This is a genomic window from Flaviflexus sp. (assembly GCF_052087705.1).
Taxonomy (GTDB): Bacteria; Actinomycetota; Actinomycetes; order Actinomycetales; family Actinomycetaceae; genus Flaviflexus; species Flaviflexus ciconiae.
Genome location: NZ_JBQCYC010000010.1, coordinates 1 through 23,263, shown reverse-complemented (window position 1 = coordinate 23,263; position 23,263 = coordinate 1). Strand labels below are relative to the sequence as shown.

Annotated in this window: 22 protein-coding genes; 10 read left to right on the top strand and 12 right to left on the bottom strand. The window is 59.6% G+C overall.

Annotation, left to right across the window (positions count from 1 at the left end; genetic code table 11):
* Position 1: 1 nt before the first annotated feature.
* From ACTHUY_RS06810 to ACTHUY_RS06795, 4 genes are all read left to right on the top strand, one after another.
* On the top strand, positions 2 to 604 hold the full coding sequence (locus tag ACTHUY_RS06810; protein WP_441678225.1) for a TRAP transporter small permease: 603 nt from the start codon (positions 2 to 4) through the stop codon (positions 602 to 604).
* On the top strand, positions 601 to 1,911 hold the full coding sequence (locus tag ACTHUY_RS06805) for a TRAP transporter large permease (protein ID WP_441654735.1): 1,311 nt from the start codon (positions 601 to 603) through the stop codon (positions 1,909 to 1,911). Before ACTHUY_RS06810 ends, ACTHUY_RS06805 begins: the two co-directional genes overlap by 4 nt.
* A 440-nt stretch (positions 1,912 to 2,351) precedes the next feature.
* The gene (locus ACTHUY_RS06800; RefSeq protein ID WP_126703366.1) at positions 2,352 to 2,879 is read left to right on the top strand and encodes an NADPH-dependent FMN reductase; all 528 of its coding nucleotides are present in this window, start codon (positions 2,352 to 2,354) and stop codon (positions 2,877 to 2,879) included.
* A gap of 307 nt (positions 2,880 to 3,186) precedes the next feature.
* Positions 3,187 to 3,831 (top strand): TIGR03085 family metal-binding protein, encoded by a 645-nt coding sequence (locus tag ACTHUY_RS06795; RefSeq protein ID WP_441654734.1) that lies wholly within the window; start codon positions 3,187 to 3,189, stop codon positions 3,829 to 3,831.
* A 302-nt stretch (positions 3,832 to 4,133) separates the two neighbouring features.
* On the opposite strand, the gene ACTHUY_RS06790 is transcribed toward ACTHUY_RS06795, so the two are convergent.
* From ACTHUY_RS06790 to pepN, 4 genes are all read right to left on the bottom strand, one after another.
* Entirely contained in the window at positions 4,134 to 4,691 is a 558-nt protein-coding gene (locus ACTHUY_RS06790; protein ID WP_206501791.1) for a MerR family transcriptional regulator, read from the bottom strand.
* Positions 4,692 to 4,805: 114 nt separating this feature from the next.
* The gene (gene ftsR / locus ACTHUY_RS06785) at positions 4,806 to 5,558 is read right to left on the bottom strand and encodes a transcriptional regulator FtsR (protein ID WP_441676005.1); all 753 of its coding nucleotides are present in this window, start codon (positions 5,556 to 5,558) and stop codon (positions 4,806 to 4,808) included.
* The gene (locus tag ACTHUY_RS06780) at positions 5,558 to 6,001 is read right to left on the bottom strand and encodes an FHA domain-containing protein (protein ID WP_441676004.1); all 444 of its coding nucleotides are present in this window, start codon (positions 5,999 to 6,001) and stop codon (positions 5,558 to 5,560) included. The genes ftsR and ACTHUY_RS06780 overlap by 1 nt, the downstream gene beginning before the upstream one ends.
* A gap of 518 nt (positions 6,002 to 6,519) precedes the next feature.
* Positions 6,520 to 8,958 carry an aminopeptidase N gene (gene pepN / locus ACTHUY_RS06775; RefSeq protein ID WP_441654732.1) on the bottom strand — a complete coding sequence of 813 codons (2,439 nt, stop codon included), beginning with the start codon at positions 8,956 to 8,958 and terminating at the stop codon, positions 6,520 to 6,522.
* A 124-nt stretch (positions 8,959 to 9,082) separates the two neighbouring features.
* Between pepN and ald the strand changes: the two genes are divergently transcribed.
* Together ald and ACTHUY_RS06765 are read left to right on the top strand one after the other, a co-directional pair.
* Positions 9,083 to 10,207, top strand: coding sequence for an alanine dehydrogenase (gene ald / locus ACTHUY_RS06770; protein WP_441654731.1), 1,125 nt, complete (start codon positions 9,083 to 9,085; stop codon positions 10,205 to 10,207).
* 241 nt (positions 10,208 to 10,448) lie between these two features.
* Positions 10,449 to 11,360 carry an NAD(P)-dependent oxidoreductase gene (locus ACTHUY_RS06765; RefSeq protein WP_441654730.1) on the top strand — a complete coding sequence of 304 codons (912 nt, stop codon included), beginning with the start codon at positions 10,449 to 10,451 and terminating at the stop codon, positions 11,358 to 11,360.
* Between the two features lie 186 nt (positions 11,361 to 11,546).
* Here ACTHUY_RS06765 and ACTHUY_RS06760 read toward each other — a convergent pair whose 3' ends face one another.
* A complete protein-coding gene (locus ACTHUY_RS06760) occupies positions 11,547 to 12,953 on the bottom strand; it encodes a mycothione reductase (protein WP_441654729.1) in 1,407 nt (468 codons plus the stop codon).
* Positions 12,954 to 13,126: 173 nt separating this feature from the next.
* On the opposite strand from ACTHUY_RS06760, the gene ACTHUY_RS06755 reads away from it, so the two are divergent.
* On the top strand, positions 13,127 to 13,252 hold the full coding sequence (locus tag ACTHUY_RS06755; RefSeq protein ID WP_441654728.1) for a hypothetical protein: 126 nt from the start codon (positions 13,127 to 13,129) through the stop codon (positions 13,250 to 13,252).
* Positions 13,253 to 13,490: 238 nt separating this feature from the next.
* Here the strand turns inward: ACTHUY_RS06755 and nikE are convergent, their stop codons facing one another.
* Genes nikE through ACTHUY_RS06735 form a run of 4 tightly spaced genes read right to left on the bottom strand, consistent with a single transcriptional unit; the run spans position 13,491 to position 18,476 of the window.
* Entirely contained in the window at positions 13,491 to 15,065 is a 1,575-nt protein-coding gene (gene nikE, locus ACTHUY_RS06750) for a nickel ABC transporter ATP-binding protein NikE (protein WP_441654727.1), read from the bottom strand.
* Complete coding sequence (locus tag ACTHUY_RS06745; RefSeq protein WP_441654726.1) at positions 15,062 to 15,901, bottom strand: ABC transporter permease; 840 nt, start codon at positions 15,899 to 15,901, stop codon at positions 15,062 to 15,064. The genes nikE and ACTHUY_RS06745 overlap by 4 nt, the downstream gene beginning before the upstream one ends.
* On the bottom strand, positions 15,898 to 16,830 hold the full coding sequence (locus ACTHUY_RS06740; RefSeq protein ID WP_441654725.1) for an ABC transporter permease: 933 nt from the start codon (positions 16,828 to 16,830) through the stop codon (positions 15,898 to 15,900). Before ACTHUY_RS06740 ends, ACTHUY_RS06745 begins: the two co-directional genes overlap by 4 nt.
* A complete protein-coding gene (locus tag ACTHUY_RS06735; protein WP_441676002.1) occupies positions 16,827 to 18,476 on the bottom strand; it encodes an ABC transporter substrate-binding protein in 1,650 nt (549 codons plus the stop codon). Before ACTHUY_RS06735 ends, ACTHUY_RS06740 begins: the two co-directional genes overlap by 4 nt.
* 883 nt (positions 18,477 to 19,359) lie before the next feature.
* Between ACTHUY_RS06735 and ACTHUY_RS06730 the strand changes: the two genes are divergently transcribed.
* From ACTHUY_RS06730 to ACTHUY_RS06720, 3 genes are all read left to right on the top strand, one after another.
* Positions 19,360 to 19,749, top strand: coding sequence for a MarR family winged helix-turn-helix transcriptional regulator (locus ACTHUY_RS06730; protein ID WP_164719763.1), 390 nt, complete (start codon positions 19,360 to 19,362; stop codon positions 19,747 to 19,749).
* A gap of 326 nt (positions 19,750 to 20,075) precedes the next feature.
* On the top strand, positions 20,076 to 20,750 hold the full coding sequence (locus ACTHUY_RS06725) for a hypothetical protein (protein ID WP_441654723.1): 675 nt from the start codon (positions 20,076 to 20,078) through the stop codon (positions 20,748 to 20,750).
* A 182-nt stretch (positions 20,751 to 20,932) separates the two neighbouring features.
* Positions 20,933 to 21,526: a thymidine kinase gene (locus tag ACTHUY_RS06720; RefSeq protein WP_441654722.1), complete on the top strand. Its 594-nt coding sequence runs from the start codon at positions 20,933 to 20,935 to the stop codon at positions 21,524 to 21,526.
* A gap of 108 nt (positions 21,527 to 21,634) precedes the next feature.
* Here the strand turns inward: ACTHUY_RS06720 and ACTHUY_RS06715 are convergent, their stop codons facing one another.
* The 3 genes from ACTHUY_RS06715 to ACTHUY_RS06705 all read right to left on the bottom strand — a co-directional run.
* The gene (locus ACTHUY_RS06715; RefSeq protein ID WP_441654721.1) at positions 21,635 to 21,814 is read right to left on the bottom strand and encodes a hypothetical protein; all 180 of its coding nucleotides are present in this window, start codon (positions 21,812 to 21,814) and stop codon (positions 21,635 to 21,637) included.
* A 384-nt stretch (positions 21,815 to 22,198) separates the two neighbouring features.
* Positions 22,199 to 22,498, bottom strand: coding sequence for a glycoside hydrolase family 2 TIM barrel-domain containing protein (locus ACTHUY_RS06710; protein ID WP_441654764.1), 300 nt, complete (start codon positions 22,496 to 22,498; stop codon positions 22,199 to 22,201).
* 29 nt (positions 22,499 to 22,527) lie between these two features.
* Positions 22,528 to 23,263: glycoside hydrolase family 2 TIM barrel-domain containing protein (locus ACTHUY_RS06705; RefSeq protein WP_441654720.1), on the bottom strand; the 736-nt coding region annotated here is incomplete at its 5' end.

Here is a 23,263-nt window from a genome sequence, read left to right as displayed (position 1 = left end):
CATGCCTCTCCTAAAGAAAACTCTTGACAGAATTCTGTACGTCATTGTGACGATCCTGTTCGCAGCCCTTGTTGTCATCGTTGTCTGGCAGGTTTTTTCCCGCCAGGTCCTTAACGATTCCTCCACCTGGACCGAGGAGGGTGCCCGGATCACGTTCGTGTGGTTGGGTCTCTTCGCGGCAGCCCTGGTATTCGGTGAGCGCGGACATGTCGCGGTCGAGTTCCTCGTCCGTAAGCTCCCGGATAATTCGGAGCGTGCGGTGGCAACCTTTGTTCAGGTTGCGATCCTGGCCTTCGCCGTTATTGTTTTCATCTATGGCGGCTACCGAGCCTCTCAGAACGCATGGAACCAGGAACTCTCTGCTCTGCCGTTTACCATGGGCCAGATGTATCTAGCCCTGCCCATCAGCGGTGTTCTCATCGCCTTCTACTCGATCTACTACATCATCGGCATGGCCCTCAAACTTGAGGAAGCGTACGGCGACCACTCCGACGAAGACGTCGAGGTTGCTCTCGATCCCGAGACCGCCGAAACCGCTCGAGCCGAGTCCGAGCTGGTCGATCCAGTAACGCCGCGCTCGCCCGATACGTCTAAGGAGGCATGATGGATCCGAATACCCTTGCTGGTCTTATCCTCATTGTTGGCATCATCTTTGGCATTGTTGTCTCGATCCCGATTGCCGTCACCATCGGTGTCTCGACCATGCTCGCGGCGGTCCCGCTGCTTGGTCTCGAGCAGGCATCGCTTGTCACCGCCCAGCGCATGTTTACGGGCATCAACTCGTTCCCTCTGCTCGCGATTCCGCTGTTTGTTTTGGCGGGCGTGATCATGAATAACGGCGGTATTGCCGGCAGACTCGTTGACGCCGCAAAGGTGCTCACGGGCCGCATGCCGGCGTCGCTCGCACAGACAAACATTGTTGCCAACTCCCTGTTTGGTGCCGTCTCTGGCGCCGCGGTGGCCTCGGCCGCCGCTGTCGGTAACGTCATGCATGGCCGCATGGTCAAGGATGGCTACGACAAGCGCTTCGCCGCTGCCGTCAACGTCGCCTCGGCGCCGTCCGGCATGCTCGTCCCGCCGTCGAACACCTTTATCGTCTACTCGCTGGTCTCTTCAACATCGATTGCGGCGCTGTTCATGGCGGGCTTGATTCCCGGCATGATGTGGGCCCTTGCCTGTATGCTCGTCGTTTATCTGTACGCACGAAAACAGCCGGGTCGTCTTAAGTCCGAGGAACGCGTGTCGTTCGCGGACGGCATGAAGATTATTTGGCGCGCAGTTCCGTCGCTCCTCATGATCGTCATCGTTGTCGGTGGTATTCTCGGCGGCCTCTTCACCGCAACCGAGTCCGCCTCGATTGCCGTCGTGTACTGCCTCATCCTGTCGATGGTTTACCGCACCATTAAGATCAAGGACCTTCCCGATATCCTCGTCGACGCCAGCCGCACGACAGCAATCGTCATGATGCTCGTCGCGGTCTCCACGGCCCTGTCGTTCGTCATGTCCTTTGCCCGCATCCCCGAGCTCATCTCCGATGCTGTTCTGGGAACAACGGACTCGACCGCAGTTGTCCTGCTGATCGTCACAATTATCTTGCTTCTCGTTGGCACCTTCATGGACCCAACCCCCGCCATTCTCATCTTCGTTCCGATCTTCCTTCCGATCGTCACGGAGCTGGGTGTCGACCCGGTCCACTTCGGTGCACTCGTCGTCATGGCACTGTCGATTGGCGTAATCACGCCGCCTGTCGGCAACGTCCTCTTCGTCGGTGCTAGAGTCGCAAGACTCCGGATCGAGCCTGTCACCGGCAAGCTCTGGCCATTCCTCATCGCAATTGTTGTTGCGCTGTTCATCGTGGTCTACGTACCGGTCCTGACGACGTGGCTCCCAACAACCATGGGACTCCTATAGCCATCGCGACACACGCTGCCTTACGCGTTTAGTGGTGGGGTGGTTCGGATTCGTTCCGGGCCACCCCACCACTTCGTCTATCCACCAGGTTTATCGACGACACTGCGCTCATCTTCACAAGCCACTCGGCTGACAGCTCTGCCAAGCTGATGAAAGCCGCGCATCCCCGCCAAGCCGCTGTCCAGCTCAGGTAGGGATGCAGCTGGTCCTCTCCCCCCACCTCTTCCACGAAGCCACGAAGCCACGAAGCCACGAAGATGATCGGCTGATATCCCGCCCATATCAATCGTGAATCAACCGTGTCTGTGTATGGAATTGTTTTGCAAAATACCGCGGATTATTCCCGGAATCCCCCCTTAGTGAATTCCTCGACAATAGTTTCGCTTTTAACTAATTCCATGTTTGGATTAGTTCGTTAGTTCATCTTGAAAGGAAGACACATGAAGGTTGGAATCATCCTCGGTTCGATCCGCGAGGAGCGAGCAGGCGAGCAGATTGGCAAGTGGGTTTACGATGAGGCTGTCAAGCATGGCGGCGCCGAGTTCGAGCTTGTTGACCTGCGGGAGTTCAATGTTCCCCTGCTGACCTCGTCCACGCACCCGGCTATGGCCAACGGCAAGTACGATTCCGCCGAGGTTCAGGCGTGGGGCGACAAGATCAACGAGTTTGACGCCTACATCTTCGTGACCGCCGAGTACAACCACGGTGTCCCGGGCGCCTTCAAGAATGCCTTTGATTCCATCGCCAACGAGTGGATGAACAAGAGGGTGGCATTCGTCGGCTACGGCGCCGCTAATGGTGTGCGCTCGATCGAGCAGTGGCGGACCATCGTTGCGAATATGAACATGTGGGACATCCGTTCCACGGTCGAGCTGAGCCTGTTCCTTGACTTTGGTGACAATGGCTTCGAGCCCCTCGATCGTCGCCCCGGTGAGCTCGGTGTTCTTATCGACCAGCTTGTCGCCTAGTAGCGACTCGGTGCTTGGCTGAGCTTTCATCCAGCATTGAAGAGGGTGCGGCACGGAGAATATCTGTGCCGCACCCTCTTTGAGTTTTCGACATGGCAGGTCATCGCCCGCTGTTTTCTTCAGGCGCTCAGCTAGCCCTGCATCGTTCAGCACTGTCTAGATCGGCCCGATAGACCGGCTATGGCCCAGGACTTTAGGTCTAGACATCTTGGTTTTCCGGGATTTCCCTGTGCTTTACCTGGTAACTTTTGGCGGCACGTACCCCAACTCATACCGCCGCAATTGGGCACCAACTATTGTTGAAGTCATGGACTTTGTCACGAACGAACGCTCAAACCTCATCAGCACATTCGAACGAATCGGGCCCGATGCGCCAACGCTGTGTGAAGGTTGGGATACAGAAGATCTTCTTCGGCACATGGTGACCCGAGAGATCTACCCCCACATCACTCTCGCGGCAAAGGTGCCGTGGAACTTCTCCGACGCGATTCGTGAGAAGAATGAGCGTCTCGAAACCGCATCCTTTGATGAGCTGCTCGATATCTACCGCGAGGGTCCCCAAAAGTATTCTCCTCTGCAGGTTTCCGCGCTCAACCGAGCCTTCAACACTCTCGAGTATGTGATCCACCACGAGGACATCCGGAGGGCGCAGACACCCGAGCTGGGTCGGGTCCTGGATGACGAAGATCAGAAGGCCATCTGGGGTTCTCTTAAGACAACCGGCCAGGTGTCATTCGCTATGGCACCGGTGCGGATCATTCTCCGCTCCCCCGAGCATGGTGAGTTCACCGCACTCACCACCAAGCGTCACGAGAACGCCGTGACAATCGTGGGCACGCCTCTTGAGCTCGCGCTCTACACCTTCGGTCGGTCCGTCGCCCAGGTCGAGCTTGAAGGCGATCCCGAGGATGTTGAGAAAGTTAAAGGCATGAAGAATACCCCGGACGAGTAACGCAATGAGGTTCTCGTTGGGAAGCTATGTCGGAGGGCGGGGGAACGATATGCCGCCCTCCGTACTTGCCACAGTCAGCCGCGGTGCACGGTAGCTCCGCGTGTAGCTTTCCCCGCAGATCTGTGCACTGTCAGCGTCTGATGCTCGGTCATGGATAGCCGCCCGATTATCTGCCGGAAGGATTGAGCGTGGGAATGTGGCTACCAGCCGCTCAGTAGTCCACGCACATATCCACGTACAAGAGGCCGGTACGACGGAGCCCCGCCGAAGCGGGGCTCACTCAAGCATTCTAGAGGCTGTCGTTATGAGATATTGCGGCGGGCGCGGCGCTCAGCCAGCTCGTCCTTCACGTTGGCTGCCATTTCCTGCTCGGCCTTTTCGGTGGGGAGCTCGGACAGCGAGAATTCGATCTCCTGCCAGACGCGACCCAGTGCGATTCCGAATACGCCCTGGCCACCGTTGACGAGATCGATCACTTCGTCGTTCGAGGTGCACTCGTAGACGGAGGCACCGTCGGACATGAGGGTGATCCCCGAGAGGTCCTGAACGCCGTACTTGGACAGCTGGTTGATTGCGACCCGGATCTGCTGGAGCGATACACCGGTGTCGAGAAGACGTTTGACAACCTTCAAGACAAGAATGTCGCGGAAAGAGTAGAGACGCTGTGTTCCCGAGCCTTTCGCGCCCCGAATGCTCGGGGATACAAGGCCGGTGCGGTCCCAGTAGTCGAGCTGCCGGTAGGTGATACCGACAACCTTGCTGGCAACCGGTCCACGGTAACCCTCGGTCTCGTCCAGCGGCTTGTCCTCACCGAAAAGCGAGGGCTGGAAGAGCTGGGGATGTGCGGCTTCGTTCACCACGGCCTCCAATTTCTGTCTAACTTCACCTAACGTTAGGCTCCCAGGATTGCTCGGTCAATCACCTGGGCCATAAACGATTCGGCGTGTCGCACCTCAAGCTTACCTTGAGATTTATCAGTCGAGTTCGACTTCGATGTTCTCGACGAGAAGTGCCTGGTAGAGCTTGACCACGAGGGCCGACATCTCATTTCCCTGAGCGAAAGCACGCTCCCGTGCAACTGGTGACTGCTTCGCCAGTTGGGCTGCTAGTGACGTCGTAATCATCGTGGCGTGATTGTGTGCAGAGTTCTTAACTGCTCTGATATTTCTCAGATCAAGTCCGAGGTCGGTGATCATCTGCGAGTAGCGGACGATGTCGACGGCGTGGCTCGTGAGGCGACCGCGGGGGTCAACTTCGACAACGCCGAGGCGTGCCAGTTCCTCGATGTCCTCGACGGCAACACCCGTGAGTTCGGAAACCTCCGCCTTGGTCAGTCGCGTGCCCGGCTTGGGACGGGGAACATCATCGTGCTCGACGGCACGCATGCGTCCGGGGTGGCCTTCGCCGGCGCGACCGCTGTCAAGCTGGCTGAGGAGCTCACCGATCTGCGAGAGAGGCAGGTAGCGATCGCGCTGCTCGGTGAGGATGAACCGAAGGCGCTCGACGTCGGCACGCGAGAAGAGTCGCTGGTTCGATGATGTCCGGTGCGGGATCACGAGATCGATGTTCTCGAGGTACCGGATCTTCGACACGTTGAGCATCGGGAATTCGGCGCTCAGTATCTCTTTGACCTCACCGATCTTCAGCGTCGGTTCGTGAGAGACGTCAAAGGGCCACGAAACCTGCTCCGGATCGTGGCTGTGAAGGTGCTGTGTTGCTTCGCCCATTACTGGGCGCGGTTCGGGGAGGCGTGGAAGGTCATTCGGTACTTGCCGATCTGTACCTCGTCTCCGGTAACAAGTCCGACTTCGTCGATACGCTCACGGTTCACGTAAGTGCCATTAAGCGAGCCGTGGTCACGCACATAGAAGGTGCCTTCGTGGCGCAGGAACTCGCAGTGCTGGCGGGAGACCGTCACATCATCCAAGAAGATGTCGGATTTGGGGTGACGTCCCGCCATGGTCGACTCGCTGTCGAGAAGGAATCTCGCACCCTGGTTGGGGCCGCGCTGGACGAGGAGAAGAGCCGAGAACGGCGGAAGAGCCTGAACGGCAGCAAAATCCTGCTCGCTCATTCCTACCCTGCGTGCATCGAGCTCGCCAGTGTCTGGGGAGCCGGATAGTGCAGAGAACTGTGATGTTGCAGTGGGATCATTCACGTTGCTTGTCATCGCGACCTCCTCGCCGTTACCGCTTTGTAATATACTACCTGGTTTTGCGGGAAATTTCCCATGGCCACTTTTGTCGTTCAGGGTTCGTTCAAGGTGTCCGTGGTCTAATTCTCGCGCTTTCTACTGCCAAGCCGCAATGATGGGACGCAATATTCTTCGAGCAGTTTTCTCCGCACCCCAATCAATATCCAGAAAGTGGCGCCATAGCCGGGAATGTCACCTTCGTGAACATCGCCGGCACACTCCGGTTTAGCCCAGTGGGCAGGGGGCTCTTTTGGGTTTCGCGGGCTCGCACAGCAACGCGCTTTCCAGCGCGTTCACGAGCGTCTTGTGAGGCTACATCGGGATTGTTATCAAGAAGTAATCTGTCCCCCGCTCCGCGGGCTTGCGGAAACGGGGGACAGAATGCCAACTTAGTTGACGCGGGGTACGCTCTACGTCTTTGTTACGGCACAATTCTCGCAGTGTTAAGAACTCGCAGTGTTAAGAATGCGTGCCCGGGCTGGTTTGGCGGTGCGTTAACGTTCCTCCGGTAGGAACCTTGTCGTGCCTGCGAAGGTGTCTCGAACACGCTTGTCTCGCAGCCGGGAATCGAGGCCGTCGAGCACGATCTTGCGGAGGGCGGAGGGTGCGTTCGCGCCGTCGCCTTCGAGCCACTCCTGGGCCTGTTCGATTGTTTCCTCTCCCTGCGGGAACAGGGCGTAGAGGATACGCTCGGCGAGCTCCTGGGTGCGCTCTCTCCAGACCGGGAGCGCGATCGAGAAGAACGGGTATTCCTCGGCTTCGTAGGTGGCGGTGGCACCGGCGAGCAATGCCGACATGCGGTTATTAGAGAGGGACTCTTCTAGCGCCCTGCGGTAGGCCTCGCGGCGGTTGCCGGGGATTGAGGCGACCGCCTGGGAGTGAGCGACAATGTCGGCTTCGCTGGGGTTGATGAGCTCGGCTTCGAGGTCCGCCTCGCTGACCGAGCCTGTCGAGGCAAGGCCGATGAGTAGCTTCCACCGTTCGTCACGGTCACCGCGGACGGTGTCGAGCGCTTCGCGTAGCAGGTCTTCAGCTTCGGGGAGTGCCGCGCCAGCTACGGCGAGGGCGGAGCGCCACAGGTAGATCCGGTCCTGATCTTGGTCGTCTATCGCCACGCGCCATGAGTCGTCGCAGATGCCGAGCCAGATGGTGCGCGCCGTGTCAGGATCCATTGTGTAGTGCTCGACGATGTACTGGCAGTTGCGGATCATCTGGCCAAGCAGAGTGGAGTCAGGTTCGGAGTGGAAGCGGCTGACTGCTTCGACGTACCGTGCCGGGTCCAGTCGGCTATCGCGGACGGCCTCCCACAGGCCAGACCAGACAACGCTGCGCGCGAGTGGATCGGCGATCCGGGTGGTGAGGACCGTTTCAAGCTGCTGCTCGTCGAGAGCGACGATTGCGTAGGTTTGCGCTTCGTCGTTCGGGATGATGACATCGCCCTCGAGATCGACTTCTGCGGTGTTGGTCAGTTCCACGGTGGTGCTGTCGACGCGGACGAGCTCGGCCCCTTCTCGGGAGTATCCGCCCACGCTGATCCGGTGGGGGCGCACAATTGCTTCGCCGGACAGCGGCTGAGTACCCGTCTGGGTAAGCGACTTTCCGTTGACCTCGATGAAAGAGGCTCCCGTGGTGTGGAGCCACTGCTCGGCCCAGGCACGCAGGTCCCGGCCCGACGTTTCCTCGAGAGCAACAAGCAGGTCATCAAGGCTGGCGTTGCCGAATGCGTGGCGCTTGAAGTAGATTCTTGCGCCTTCGAAGAAGGCTTCTTCGCCCACGTAGGCGACGAGCTGACGCAACGTTGCGGCACCCTTGGCGTAGGTGATGCCGTCGAAGGCCTGGTCGGCTGCTTCGAGATCGACGATGTCGGCGACGATCGGGTGGGTGGTTGGGCGGTTGTCGTTGAGGAATGCCCACGCGGCGCGGCGGGCGGTGAAGGCAACCCAGGCTTCCGTGTATTCGGTTGCCTGCGTGGAGGCCCAGGCTCCCATGTACTCGGCAAACGATTCCTTGAGCCACAGATCGTCCCACCAGACCGGGGTGACGAGGTCACCGAACCACATGTGGCTCATTTCGTGCAGGATCGTGTTGGCCCTGCCGGCGCGCTGTGCGCGGGTCGACTGGCCACGGAAAATGTACTGCTCGGTGAAGGTGACAAGCCCCGGGTTCTCCATGGCACCGAGGTTGTATTCGGGTACGAACACCTGGTCGTACTTGCCCCACGTGTACGGGTAGTTGAAGGCCTTGTCGAACACGTCGAGGCCGGACAGGGAGATGTCGAAGATCTCTTCGTGGTCAAGATACTCGGCCAGCGACTGACGGCAGAAGATGCCGAAGCGCGGGTCCTTTTCGGAACGGACCTCGTGGTAGGGACCGGCCACCAGGGCCGTGAGGTACGTGGAGAGCCTCTTGGTGGGTGCGAAGACGTGTCGCACTCCCCCGTCGACCTCGGTAGCCGAGACCTCTTCGGTGTTGGTCAACACCGCCCATTCTTCCGGCGCCGTGATCTCGAAGGTGAAGGAAGCCTTGAGGTTGGGTTGTTCCATCGTCGGGAAGACGCGGCGGCAGTCGGCTGGCTCGTACTGCGTATACAGATAGACGGAATTGTCGACGGGGTCGACGAATCGGTGGAGGCCCTCGCCTGAGTTGGAGAAAATGCCGCGAGCATGCACGGTCACCGTGTTCTCTTCGGCGAGGCCCTTGAGGTAGATGCGGGACCCGTCCCAGTCGACCTCGGTGTCGGTGCCGTTAATGATGACCTTGGAGACTTCAACGCCAATAAAATCGAGGAACGTTTCGTCCCGTTGCCCGCTAAAGGTCAGGGTTTCTTCAATGTAGAAGGTGTCTTCGCCCCTCACATCGAGGAGCACCCGGTAGGAATCGATGGTGAAATTGCTTCGTGTCGCCGCTTCTTCGCGTGTTAGGTTCTCAGTCACCGTGTCATCGTAGAACGATTGACACAGTCTTTACCACATCTCGGTCCTATAGTTTCCCGAGCGTTGAAGTGGGCGTCCTGCTTTTACCGAACTACGATAGGACGCACAGAAGAAAGGCCTGAGCATGATCATTGGTATCCCCGTCGAGATCAAAGACGACGAAGCGCGCGTTGGTCTCACGCCCGCAGGAGCGGCAGAACTGACGGCCGCCGGTCACACCGTCCTCGTCCAGTCGGGCGCCGGCATGGGAGCCCGTTGCTCCGATGATGCCTATCGAGATGCTGGAGCCGAAATCACGGACTCCGCCGAAGAGGTCTGGAAAAACGCCGAGTTACTGATCAAGGTGAAGGAACCGATCGGGCACGAGCTCGAATATCTGCGTGAGGGGCTGACGGTCTTCACCTACTTCCATCTCGCAGCTGACGAGGAACTGAGCCGCCGGGTCGTTGACTCCGGTGTCACGGCTATCGCGTACGAGACTGTCCAGCTTCGGAATAAGTCCCTTCCTCTTCTCATGCCGATGTCCGAGATCGCGGGCCGTCTCGCCCCGCAGGAGGCCGCCCACCAGCTTATGAAGCCTTTCGGTGGTCCCGGACGCCTCATGGGAGGCGTTCCCGGCGTGCCGCCCGTACGTACCCTGATCCTCGGCGCGGGCACCGTTGGTTCTCACGCAGCGAAGGTCGCGGTCGGCATGGGAGCAGACGTGACAATCATGGATGTCAACACCGAGAAGCTGCGCGGACTTGACCGGGAGTACGGAACCAAGGTCCGCACTCACACGTCCTCCCCCGCACACATCCGGGATGAGGCGGCCCTCTCCGATGTCATCATTGGCACGGCATTGATCCCGGGTGCCCGCACACCCCAGCTCGTCACCGAAGACATGTTCGACAGCCTCAAGGACGATGTTCTCCTCGTTGACGTCGCAATCGACCAGGGCGGCTGCTTCCAGGGTTCCCGCCCCACCTCCCACCACGACCCGGTGTACCGCACCGATAACCGGATCTACTACTGCGTGGGTAACATGCCGGGCGCCGTCCCAGTTTCCGCTACGACGGCCCTGACGGACCAGACCCTGCCCTACATCAAGGCCCTTGCAAACGGACCGTTCGCTGCCATGAAGGAACGCCACGATCTTGCCCTCGGCCTCCAAGCGACCCGGGGCAAGCTTGTCGAGAAGGGCGTGGCCGAAGCGTTCGATCTGCCCCTCACCGAGCTCGAGACCGTTCTTGATAACGCCGCCGACTAGATTGAGTTTCCGCAACGACCAGCGGAATAAAACAAACTCATAATCGAATCGACTGATAAGTAAACAGCCGGCGGCGCCCAGGGGTGCCGCCGACTTTGTCTACAACATCTGAATTCCGTTCCCCTACACATGTTGGCCTTCAGGGCCGGACGGTAAGGAATTTATCTCACGGCGTGAATCATCCACGGGTCGCCGCTCCAATCAGGTGGTCTGGACGACAGAAGCGTTGTAGGTTGGAGAGGTGAGTAACGTAACCGTAGCAATCTCCCCGGACTGGACCATCGATCTCGACATCCCTGGCATCACCGTCCTGGAGTGGGATTTTAAGTCGCCCCCGCCCGCCGATCACATTGACATTGCTGTCGCACCCCACGCCACCACTCCCGATCTTGTCGAGCGGGTTGCCGACACTGGCACGAAGCTCCTGCAGCTTGGTTCCATTGGATACGACTCGATCCCGAAGGAACTTCCAGGCGACCTACTCGTTGCTAACGCTGCAACGGTTCACGAGACCGCGACCGCAGAGCACACCATGGCAATGTTGCTGTATGCGGCCCGCGAGGTGGACCGCTCTCTGGCCTCCCAGAGCGAAAAGACGTGGGACCAGTTCGACACTCTTGGTCTTGCGGACACCACGATCGTTCTCGTCGGCATCGGTGGCGTCGGCACCGCAATCGCCCAGCGCCTCGCCCCGTTCGAGACCAACGTGATCCGTGTGGCCTCCCGCCGCCGCGAAGACATGTACGGCCAGGTGTACGACATGAACGACCTGCCGGAACTCCTCCCCAAGGCCGACTCCGTTATCGTTGTTGTCCCGCACAACGAGCAGACCGACAAGCTCGTTGACGATGCGTTCCTGTCAGCCATGCCCGATGGTTCGATCCTCGTGAACGTTGCCCGTGGCAAGGTTGCCGATACCGACGCCCTAATCAAGCACGCGGACCGTCTGCGCATCACTCTCGACGTGACCGACCCGGAGCCGCTCCCCGACGGCCATCCGCTGTGGGACAAGGCGCTTCTCATCACCTCTCACGTGGGAGGCAACACGCAGGCTATGCTCCCCCGCATGAACCGCCTCGTGCGCCGCCAGGTCGGCAACTACCTGACCAGCCAGCCGTTCGTGAACGTCGTGCGCGGCAACCAGCGCGGATGACAACACCAGCGAGTATCTGATACTGACCTATCAGAGCCGTGTGGGCCGCAATATGCGGCCCACACGTGCGTCTTGGCGAGTGCCTGGGGCTAGGCTTCCGCAGAAGCTAAAGCCGGGTGCCCCGACGGTGCTCATCAGGTAGCAGGATCCGGCTATAGTGATCAGCCAAATCCCGCTAACGTGTTATCAGTCGGTGATCTGCAGGAGCGCGTTCTCGATGAGTTCGGGCATGGCGGGGTGGATCCAGTACTGGGTGGAAGCGATGTCGGCGGCGGTTTGTCCGGTCGACATGGCTTGGATGAGGATTTGGATGAGGGTGGGCGCGTGCGGGCCGATGATGTGGGCGCCGAGGATCTTGGTCGTGCCCTTCTCGGCAATGATCTTCGTGAACCCTGTCGTGTCCTCCATCGCCCATCCGTAGGCGATGCCGGCGTACTCTTGGCGGGCTACCACGATGTCATACCCTGCTTCTCGCGCCTGGTTTTCGGTGAGCCCAACAGTTGCGATCTGGGGGTGTCCGAAGACGGCGGAGGGGACGAAGCGGTGATCTGTTTCGATCATGGAATCCGGGTGGAGGAGGTTGTGCCGGACCGACTTTGCTTCCTTGTTTGCCACATGCTTGAGCTGGTACTGCGACGACACGTCTCCGAGGGCGAAGACTCCGTCAAGGACTTCTCCGGCGGGGTTTAGAACGCGCTGGTACGTGTCGACAGCCACCCGGCCGTCCGTGCGCATGCCGATCCCGGCGGCAGCGACGTCAAGATTGTCCGCGTTCGAGACTCGTCCCGTGGCAACGAGGATCTCGTCGGCGGTGACCGAGCTGAGCACGCCGTCAACCGCACCCGTGATTGTCACGGAGCCATTCTCATTGCGGACGACCTTCGATGCGGCAAAGCCCAGCTTGACGTCGTACGTGTCGCCAGCAAGTCGCGTGTAAGTCTCGGCTACGTCGTGGTCCTGGGCCCGGAGCATGACCTGAGAGCGGGCAATCAGGGTGACGTGAACACCGAGGGACGAGAATACGTGCGCCATCTCAGCCGCAATAAACCCGGATCCCAGAACGATCATCGTGGCAGGCAGTTCCTCGAGCCTCATGACCGAATCCGAGGTGTGGGCGCTAATGGCTTCAATTCCCTCGACATCGGGGAACGACGGTCGCGAACCGGCTGCGATAACCACACGGTCGGCGGTAATCTCTTCATCCCCATTAGCCGTGGCCACCACCATAGTTTTCGGACCGGTGAAGTGGCCGACGCCGCGGTACACGGTCATGTTCCGATTGTCCTCGTGGGTCACCCGATACTCTTCGCCCGACTCGGCAATTGGGTCGATGCGACCAAAGATGCGGTCGCGAATCGCGGGCCAATCAACCGAGTTCAGAGTCTGATCCACACCGAACCGGGCAGAGTTTGCGGGGGTGGCAGCAACTTCGGCGGTGTAGGCAAACATCTTGGTCGGGATGCAACCGACGTTGAGGCAGGTGCCGCCAAAGGTTCCCTTCTCCACGAGGGCAATGGACAGGTCGTGAAACTCTGGGCCCGGGAGCGAGTTACCTGAACCGGTGCCAATAAGGAGCAGATCGTAATGGGTCATATGGACACCCTAGCCATATGCTCAGCCACAGCCCTAGAGCCCCGCTCTCATTACGGTCTGGGCGAACAGCCAAGGCGAACCCAGTATCGAATTAATTGGGGATGACTATCCGCCCTCATTTCTTATCTGCACGTTTGTACAGCTCTTCTTAACCGCACGCGTGCACATCTCTTATGAACCGCACGTTTGCAAGTGGCGTTTACTGCGGAACCGTGAAGAAGGTGTTCGTTCTTGGCGGTGCATTCATCGCCGTTATCGCGTGCTCACCGATCCGTGCCGGCTTCGATCTCCTCCCCTAGGAGGCTCTCTCGCCGTCCACTCCGAAACTATCCACGATGGCACGCCTCACGTACTCGACAGCAATGCGGTGCAGCACGTGGATGACGCTGCCCCGTGGATGATGCGGCCAGGGCCACCCCACGTCGAGCCGATTATCATTGTGCCCGCCTTCGTGAATGCTCCGTTGGCCAGCCTCGAGGAAACCGCCGCGTAACAACGATACGGCGCCGACAAAGAACGTCGGCAGCTAAATGCGGACTATGCCCCGCTATCCAGATCACCTATCAGAGTGCGGGTTACGTCGTGGGAGGGATTGTCGAGAACCTCGTCCCGATTGCCGATTTCCACGATCTTGCCCTCAGCCATGACCGCAATGCGGTCGGCGACTTGGCCGATAACGCCAAGGTCGTGGGAAATGAACAGCTGGGTAAGCCCGCGGGACTGCTGTAGCTCATCAAGCAGATCAAGAATCTCGGCCTGGACAGTGACGTCAAGGGAAGATACTGGCTCGTCGGAAACAAGGATTTCTGGCTCGGTTGCCAACGCTCTGGCAATTGCAACGCGTTGACGCATGCCACCGGAGAGGTGAAGGGGACGGCGTTGCACGGTCTCGTGCGCTAGGCCCACGTCGTCAAGAAGTCCGTAAACCTTCTCCTTCGTGGCCTCGCTAGCCCTCTTCCACGATGGTTCGCCGCCGAGAGAAACAGCATCCGCGAGGATCGAACCAACGCGGGTACGGGGATCGAAGGACGACAGTGCGTCCTGGTAGATGATTGAGATCTTCGACCGGCGCTGGCGCCGTTCCTGTTCGGGGATATCCGACCAGGGCTCGCCCAGAAGCGTGACTTCACCTCTTGTCGGGGTGTCGAGTCCCAGGAGGAGACGAGCAAGGGTTGTCTTGCCCGAGCCGGAGGCCCCGACAAGCCCAAGAGTCTCCCCTTTTTCAAGTGCCACACTTACTCCGTCGACCGCGTGACTGTCAGGTAGTGAACCCTTGCTGGGGAAGATCCGGACAAGATTTGTTCCTTGAAGTACGGCCTTAGCAGGAGCTCGAGCCGGGCGCGTTGCTCGCATGGGGACGGATTCGATGAGCTGGCGGGTCTTTCGATGCTCCGGTGCGGTGAGCACCCGGCTCGCCGGGCCTGATTCCACGATTTCCCCGTCCATCATCACGTACACATCGTCGGCGATCTGTTCGACGATGGAGAGGTCGTGAGTGATGAGAAGGAGGGCCTTCCCCTCGTCCCGCAAGGAACCCAGCAGGTCAACAATGTGACGCTGAACCGTACGGTCAAGAGCCGTGGTCGGCTCATCCGCAATAATGATCGGCGGGTCGGCCGCGATTGCTGCGGCAATGAGCGCGCGCTGGCGTTGCCCACCGGAAAGCTGTTCGGAACGCTGGCGTGCTCGGTGCTGCGGATCGTCGAGCCCGACCTTGGTGAGTAGCTCTACTGTGCGAAGCGGAATATCAGCGGGCTTGGTATCCGTGGACAGCCGCAGAGCATCCCCCACCTCCCGGCCGATAGGACGAAGCGGATCGAGCGAGACAAGAGCATCTTGGAGGACGAGGCCGATGTCTCGGCCCCTGGTCTTCGTCCAGGTTCTGTTCTTCGCGTCGATCATCTCCTGATCGTTCAGGCGCAAACTGCCGGTCACCGAGGAACCGGTTCCCGCCAAACCCAGGAGACTACGGGCGGTGACGGATTTACCTGAACCTGATTCGCCGACGAGGGCGAGGCATCGTCCGGGGACGAGGTCGAAGGAAACTTTGTTGACCACCTGGCGATCGAACGAGACCGAGAGGTCGCTTACGGAGTAGATCGGTTCCATCATGCCCTCCTCGACGCTGCGGAGATCGCTCGTGACAGAACAGTTGTCGATACGGCGGTCAGGATGATGGCGAGGCCCGGGAAGAAGGTTAACCACCAGGCGCTCGAGGTCAGGTAGGTGCGACCAGCATTCATCATTGCTCCCCACTCGGGCGACGGTGGTGATACGCCAAGGCCAAGGTAGGACAGGGATGATGCCCACACGACTCCCTGGCCGATGCCAAGGGTGGCGATGACAAAGAGTGGGACGACCAGGTTCGGGAGGATCCTCCTGCGGAGGATCTGGCCCGGTGTGCGGCCGAGTGCACGATCCGCTTCGACGTAGCCGGAGCGAGCAATCTTTACCGTCTGGGTGCGGATCATCCGGGCGTATCCGGGTGCGGTGGCCAGGCCAACGGCAATCGTGGATGTGACAACGCCGGGGCCAATGGCCGTGATGAGGAGGAGGGCGAGGACGATGCCGGGGAGGGCGAACAGAACCTCGATAAAGCGGCTGAGCGTGAAGTCGAGCCAGCGGGGACCGAGTGCAGAACCAATGCCGAGAATGATGGCGAGAATGAGACCTATGCTCGTGGCTGCGACGCCGATGACGAGGGAATCACCGGTGCCGTGAACGAGGCGAGTAAACGTGTCTCTCCCCGACTCGTCGGTACCGAACCAGTGCTCCGCTGATGGTGCCTGGAAGCCTGAACCGGGATCAACGGCGAGCGGATTGCCGGGAGCAATGAGTCCAGGGAAGAAGGCACAGACAAGAAGCAGGGCGATAAACGCGGCGGACAGCCAGCCTGCCCAGCCGAGACCGGTACGGGACTTTGTTTTGGCAAGAACCGGGACGCTCATGCGGCCTTCCTTACCCTCGGATCGACAGCGGCCTCAACGAGATCGACGACAATGGTGACAAAGCAGTAGACGACCGCAATCACCATGAGAATTCCGATAACGAGCGGCATGTCCCGTACCCCGACGGCAGATAGCAGGGTCTTACCGATTCCCTGGCGTGCGAAGACTTCTTCCACCACAACGGCACCGGACATGAGCGAGCCAAACGCCCATCCGGCCAGGGAGATGGCGGGGAGGATGGCGTGGCGGAGCAGGTGGCGGCGGAACAGGCCGATGGTGGTTTCACCGCGAGCACGAGCGGAGACCGCAAACGGCGCCTCCATCGCATCCATCATCGATTCCCGCATCACCTGCCCCAGGAAACCTGCGGTGGGTAGTGCGAGCGTGAGGGCTGGAAGCACAATTGAGATTGGGTCTCGGGTACTGACGGGAGGGAGGACACCCAACCAGGTCGAGAAGATGACAATGAGGACGATGGCAAGCGCGAAGTGCGGTAGCGCAGCCGAGACAACCTCGATCATGGAGATGATCCGCCACGGGAGCCTGCCAAAGACGCTGATGAGAGCCATGACAAGAGCGAGGACCCAGGCGAGACCGAGGGCCGCGAAAGCCAGCGTCAGGGTTGCGGGCAGCTGCTCGGAAATGACGTCAATGACGGGGTCGTCGAGCGAGAAGCTGATTCCCCAGTCGAGAGTGAAGATCGACTTCAGTTGGATGAGGTACTGGATGACGAGGGGCTTGTTGAGACCGTGGGTGTCGATCGCTAACGCCACCGCCTCATCCGAGGCATTGGAGCCCGGGCCGAGGATCGCATCGACTTCGTCGCCGGGGATCGCCTTCATCGCTAAGAAGACGATGGTGGCTACGGCCCAGAGGACAAGAATGAATCCTCCGAGCCGTAGTACGGTCGCTTTCGCGACTCGTGTCACTCGTTAATCCAGGCGTCAGCGAACCACGGAGTCGACAGGTTTGTCTCGAGCCGCAGCCCCTGGACGTCCTCGGAGTACAGAACGCGGGTCTGCCAGTCGTACAGCGGCATGACATAAGCACCGTCAACAATGATCTGCTGAGCCTGTGCGTAAAGATCTCCGCGCTCGGCCTCGTCTGTCGTCTGGTTCGCCTGTTCCAGAAGTGCATCGAGCTCGTCGTTACGGACGTTGATGTTGTTGGCGTGGTAGCCAGACGGCGCGGGTTCGATGCCGTCGGAGTGGAAGATGATACGCATCACGTCGGGGCTTGACTTGCCGTACGGGGCGGTAATCGCATCGAATTTCCAGGCGCCGGCCGCCGCGTACCAGGAGGCCAGATCCATGGGATCGATCGTCACATCGAAGCCTACCTCGCGGGACTGGGCCTGAATCTGTTCGATGAGCGACTGCTCGGCAGGGATTGACTGGTGCGTTGAGACGGGGATCCGAACGGTGAGGCGTTCGCCGTCCTTGGTGCGGATGCCATCCTCGCCCATCTCCCAACCGGCCTCGTCAAGCAGTTCGTTGGCGAGTTCCTGATCGTAGTCGAACGCACCATCATCGTGGCTGGTGCCGTGCGGGGTGCTGGAAGCGACCATGCTCGTCGACCGTTCTACCGTCCCGAAGAACAGCGTTTCGACACCCGTTTCGATATCGGAGGCGTGCATGAAGGCCTGGCGGACGAGCGGATCGGAGAAGGTGTTGCCGCCGGTGTTGAGCTCAAGGCGGGTGGAGGCACCGGAGCGGACACCAAGCAGGTCCTTGATCGGGCCGTCGGAGGCCCGGGCCTGAGAAATCGTGTCGGGTTGGGCCGAGTCGATGACGTCGACTTCACCGGCCTGAAGGGCAGCATAGCGGGAGGTAGCATCCGGCATGAACCGGATCTCCAGTGTCTCCAGGTAGGCGGGACCTTCGTGATCGGCGGTGGCGGGTGCGCTGTTGTAGTTCTCGTTGCGCGTGTAGGTGATCGAGTGCTGCTTGTTCCATTCGGAGACGATGAACGGGCCGGTGCCGACCGGGGATTCGCAGTTCTCTTCCATGCCGCGCTCCATGGCGGTCGGTGACTGCATGGCAAGCCAGGTCTGTGCGAAGGATTCCATGAGAGCAGCATCCGGCTCAGTCATGTGGAACACGGCCGTGTGAGAACCGACAGGCTCAACCGATTCGACGTGCTCCAGGGCCAGGTAACCGGTTGAGGACTCGGTCGCAGGGTCCTGCAGATGCTCAACGTTTGCCTTCACAGCCTCGGCATCAAACGGGGTTCCATCGGTGAACTCAACGTCCTCCTTGAGCGTGAAGGTCCAGGTCATGCCGTCTTCGGACATCTCCCCCGACTCCGCAAGCCACGGCTCGATCTCGCCCTCTTCCGTCATCGTAAACAGAGACTCGGTGACGTGAATGCCCGCGATCTGCTGGGGCATGTTGCCGCCAACATGAGGGTCCAGGCAGGTGGGTTCGGCGTCGCCGGTAGCGAAGGTGAGAGTGCCACCTTCAACGGGCTCTCCCCCGTTACTTTCGCCATTATCCGTTTCGGATGAACAACCCGCTAGAACAAGACTGAGTGCGGCAACAAGTGGAAGGGCCGTGGAACGGCGGAAGCTAAACATTCGATGACCTTAGGAGCGCCGGGTGGACGCACATACTCTGTGGATAATACGGCTCTCATCTTAGATTGAAAATCCAACAAAAATCACGGTTGCCCACGTAATGACCTCTTGCGTGGTGAGCATCATATTTGTACATGCCCGAGAGTCCAAATTGGCCACGGGCCGCACGTCGTGGAAGGGGAGGAAGCAATTTGTCGCGGACGAGTAGGACGAGCGGCTTGAGGACTCCCAAGGCGCACGACCTATCCAGGCCACATGAAGAAGGTAAGCGTCGCTCAAAGAGTGTCCACATCCTCCGACACGCCGATTCGGACACGCTGAGATAGATCGAGGCAATTTCGCCGGTGAGAGTGCCGGTGAATCCGTCAGGGAAACGCCGACAAAACGCGAGAGGTGAGTCCTCCCGCTTGCCCATCCTGCCATCGCCGACTCCCGCGCATAACCGTGAGAACCCGAAGGGCAGCATGCGCGTAAGTGCGTGCTAGCGCCAATTGCGAGCATTTTGCTACGAGAGACGGGGATTCGTTCATAAGCCGCCAACAGCAAAGTGAACAGATTTAACTCTAGACGGCCATAACCCGATGTAAGCGATGTAAACAGTGCCTGCTTGGCAACAAGTCGACCTGTCATAAACGTTGACATACCTTAAATGCCATATACATGGCGGGTCTTAAGTACTAGCATGATATGAGTTCAGTGATGAATGAAAAGGATGATCGGCACCGTGAAAGCGTTCGTCGTGCCCCGTGCGACGAGGCGCGATGCTGAGGGATGTGAGGACATGAGTGCAGAAGAGATCCCAAGGGAGAGACAAGAGAGAGTTATGGCCGGACATTTGGACCGGCTCGATCGACTACGCCGGATATTGACACTGAGGTCGGCGATGACGTCGGCCCATATGAGAATCATGTGGCTGTTTACGGATGGCCGGACGCGCACGCTCAAGGAGATCGCCGAAGGTCTCCAAATCGAACAGTCAACCGCAAATAGACAGGTCAACGGCGCCTTGGAGAAGGGGCTGCTGTCACGAACCAGACCGGACCGAAGAACCGCCTACCAGTTCAAACCAACCCCGGAAGGCCGGGACCTTTACGAACGTAGCCTCGAATACGCCCTCGATGTTTATCGCACGGCGCTCGAGGCCCTTGGGCCGGACCGGCAAACATTCGAAGAGGGCATGGGCGCCTTCATCGACGCTTTTGCCGACTGCCTGGGCGCAACCGATGCCGAGGGTAACGTAACGCCTCACTCCCCCGTTACCGTCAAGTGGTGACGCCGGAGTTCTACCTACCCGTCATAAGCCAAGCAACAACAGAAGGCCGCTCACCATCCCCGCACGGCGCGGGAATGGAAGGCGGTCTTTCTGCATACCCGTCTTCCTGACTGCAGGTTGTCCATGACCGCCGAGCTCCTTCCTGAACGCGGCCTGTCATGGGGTATGGCGAGGCCCAATATGGCCAAGTGAGGGCAATTCATACGCGCAACAGAGACTAGCCCTGCCCTATGTTGTTAAGGAGAGTGTGCAATTTGGGGAGTTCACCCCGTCTGCAAGGCAGCCTCGCGGTTACTTCGGATAACCGATTCGATTACCCTAACGTGGTGACTCCTCTGAACATTCGCATTAGCCTGCCCATCACAATTCTGTACCTTGTGCTCGGTGCAGTGTTTCTGAGCATCGCGATCTTTGGCGACCGGCCGATCTACTTTTTCGCCGGCCCGATCTTCCTCATCCTTGGTTGCCTCGTTCGGTTCATCCCGACAGTTCAGATCAGCCGCCACGAAGTGAAGGTGAAGACACCGATCGGCATCACGACCGGCACCTACCCCGTTCGCTTTCCGGGCGACCTTGCCTTGGTTGACGGCAAGCTGTGGCACGTACCGACGAACTCGAAGCTCGTCTCCCTCAAGTTCGGTTACGACAAGAACGACCTGGCCAAACTCCAGGCCCAGCTCACGGGGACCGCCGGGGCGCCCCCAACCCAGGGCGGTCTGCAGGGCTGGCAGTCACCGGTCGGCCAGCCTCAGCAGCCGGTCGCCGAACATCAGGACTTTTACCAGCAGGTGTCTTATCCCACCCACGGTGCTTACCAAGGGCAGGGAACGTATCCTCAGCAGGCTTCGTACCAGCAGCCTCCAGCCCCGCATGGCTACTCCCCTTACCAGCCCAGCCCCCAGCAAGCACCGCAGTCTGGTTGGCAGGCGTCGGGAACCGGGCTGGGGTCGGAGCATTCTCCCCAGAACGACTATCGGTACATGCCTCCCCAGGGTCAGTAACGCTTCACCGCGAACCAATGCATTGGCTGACACGATCGAATAGTTCCTAACCGGCGCGGTCGTATAGGTGGCCGCACCCGTTTTTCTTGACACTTGTTATGGGCGCCGTTTCAGCACTCGATTCACAATCAAGTAGCCCGGGAGGTTTGCCCTTTGCTCCCGATAAGATCGGGCGAGGAGGCATGGAGATGAACGAATTCAGTAACGATAATCGCGGAGGCACCGGCACTCTCACGGTGATTGCCGGGCCCATGTTTTCCGGCAAGTCGGCTCGCTTGCTGGAGGTCGTGAAGAGCTTTGCAGTTCACGAAAAGATCGTTGCTGTTTTTACTCACGCCATCGATACTCGCCGCGGGATTGGTGATATTTCGACACATGATGGTCGGTCGATCCCGGCGATACCCGTAACCCAGGCCCGCGACATTTTGCCGTTCGCCGAGGTCGCGGAGGCCGTGGCAGTTGACGAGGCACAGTTCTTTGGAGCGGAGCTCATGAATGTGGTAGACGCACTCCTCGATCGAGGCGTCGATGTCGTGGTCTGCGGCCTGTCGGTCACGTTTGACGGCAGGCCGTTCTCGCCGATTCCGGAGCTCATGGCAGTCGCCGAGCGCGTTGAGAAGCTCACCGCGGACTGTTCGGTATGCGGGGCACCCGCCTCCTTTCACCAGCCCGCTTCCAACCAGGATTTGGGCGATCCTCTGGAGATTGATGAGCGTCAGGTGGGTGGCGCCGAGGCCTACGAAGCCCGGTGTCGACGGCACGCCACCAGGCAGTAATCCGCTCCTCCGTCGCACCTGAGCCAGGTGAATCTTCGTCGCCCGGCGAGGACGTCCCGCGGCGCAAGTTGCTTTCGGCTGTCCGGTGGCACATCGTTACCGAGTCGATTATGAGTTGGCAGTATCGACGGGCAGTGCCGCAGCACCCTTGGGGTACTCCGGCACTGTTTCATTACACTCCTCGTTCACGGCACTTCGCGAGTTCGTTAAGCCTTCAACCTGTACTTCAAGTTCTTTGGCAATATCGTCGATACTGCGCGAATGCGGTCCTGCCTGTCCTTCTGCCATCGTCTCCCTCACCTGTCGGATGATGTCTGCGCCCCGTGGGGCGTACTTCATACGAACTCTTCTTCCGGTCACGTGACCGGCCGGGCGGTTGGAGGTCCTTCCGGCGGCGAGCATCCCCGCCTTCCGGAGGGCCCCAGCGCCTTCCCTCCTATTCTCGGGGGTTACCGTGACTGTTCCCGCGTCATAACCTGGGTTTAGCCTGAACGTTTCCCGTAAAGGTGGCGAGCATCACCTGGTGAATTCTTTACTCTCCTCCAAGCGCTCATACCCAGCGGAAAGCTCTCTTCCCGAGCATCCTGTAAACCCCTCAGTTCCCATTCCGACATAGGTTCACGCTTAGGCACCCCGGATCTCTGCGTACGCCCTGGCTTCGACCCCTACCCGCTAGTCTTGCGGTGTTCCAAGATCGCGTAGACCAGTCCAGCGCTTGCGCAGGAGATGCACAACGGCCTTGGGCTTCCGATCGCGGGTGAAGGCGCTCTTCTTGTTACCGTCCACGCGGACGATCCCATGTCCGGTTTGGAAGTCGGCAAAGTTCCACAGGTGCTCGCCCTGCACACCGGGGTGGAGGGCGAACAGGTCGAGATAGGCTTCGACGATCTCCGCCTGAAACTCTTCCGACCACATGGCTCCGGTAAGCGAGTGAAGTCCCCCAACCGTGTCGGCCCCGAACTCTGTCGCGATCTTGGGCTTACCGTACGCTTCCCAGTCGGTCAGCTTCTGGTCGAGAGCGTCAATGCCGGAGGGATGTGACCGGTTTGCGTGTACCAGCCGTAGTACCGGTTGATCATGAGTACGTCGGAGTATGTGGCGAGCCGGTCGTCGGAAGCCGGCGAGAACTGAACATTCACATATCCGACGGGACGCGTCGGATCGAGGCGGCGAGTGAGCTCAAAGAGGGGTGCGAAATAAGCTTCGGACTCTTCCGTATGCGATTCGGGTTCCTTCGCAATGGACCACATGACGACACTGGGATGGTTCTTGTCCCGCGCAACAAGTTCTGACAGGTGTGCCGCATGAGCTGCCTGCGTTTCTTCGGAAACATCATCCGGTCCGAACACCCTGTCGATCTTCCCACCGAAGGTTGCACCCACAACTTTGTTCATTCCGACCGCAGCGGCCTCGTCGATGACGACGACGCCGTGCTCGTCCGCATAGTCGAGAACCTCTTCCGCGTACGGGTAGTGGGAGGTTCGGAGCGAATTCGCCCCGATCCACGACAGGAGTTCGAAGTCGTGGACCATGAGGGCATCGCTGTGGCCCTTGCCGATCGTGTCGTGATCCTCGTGCATGCCGAACCCGCGGAAGTAGAACGGTTTCCCGTTGATGTGGAACTCGTGCCCCACGACGTCCACGGTGCGAATACCCACCCGAACGGTGCAGGAGTCGATAACGGGCTCTTCATAATTGAGTGTGTAGCGGGCGTTTTGCGCGTCGTGGCATGAAACG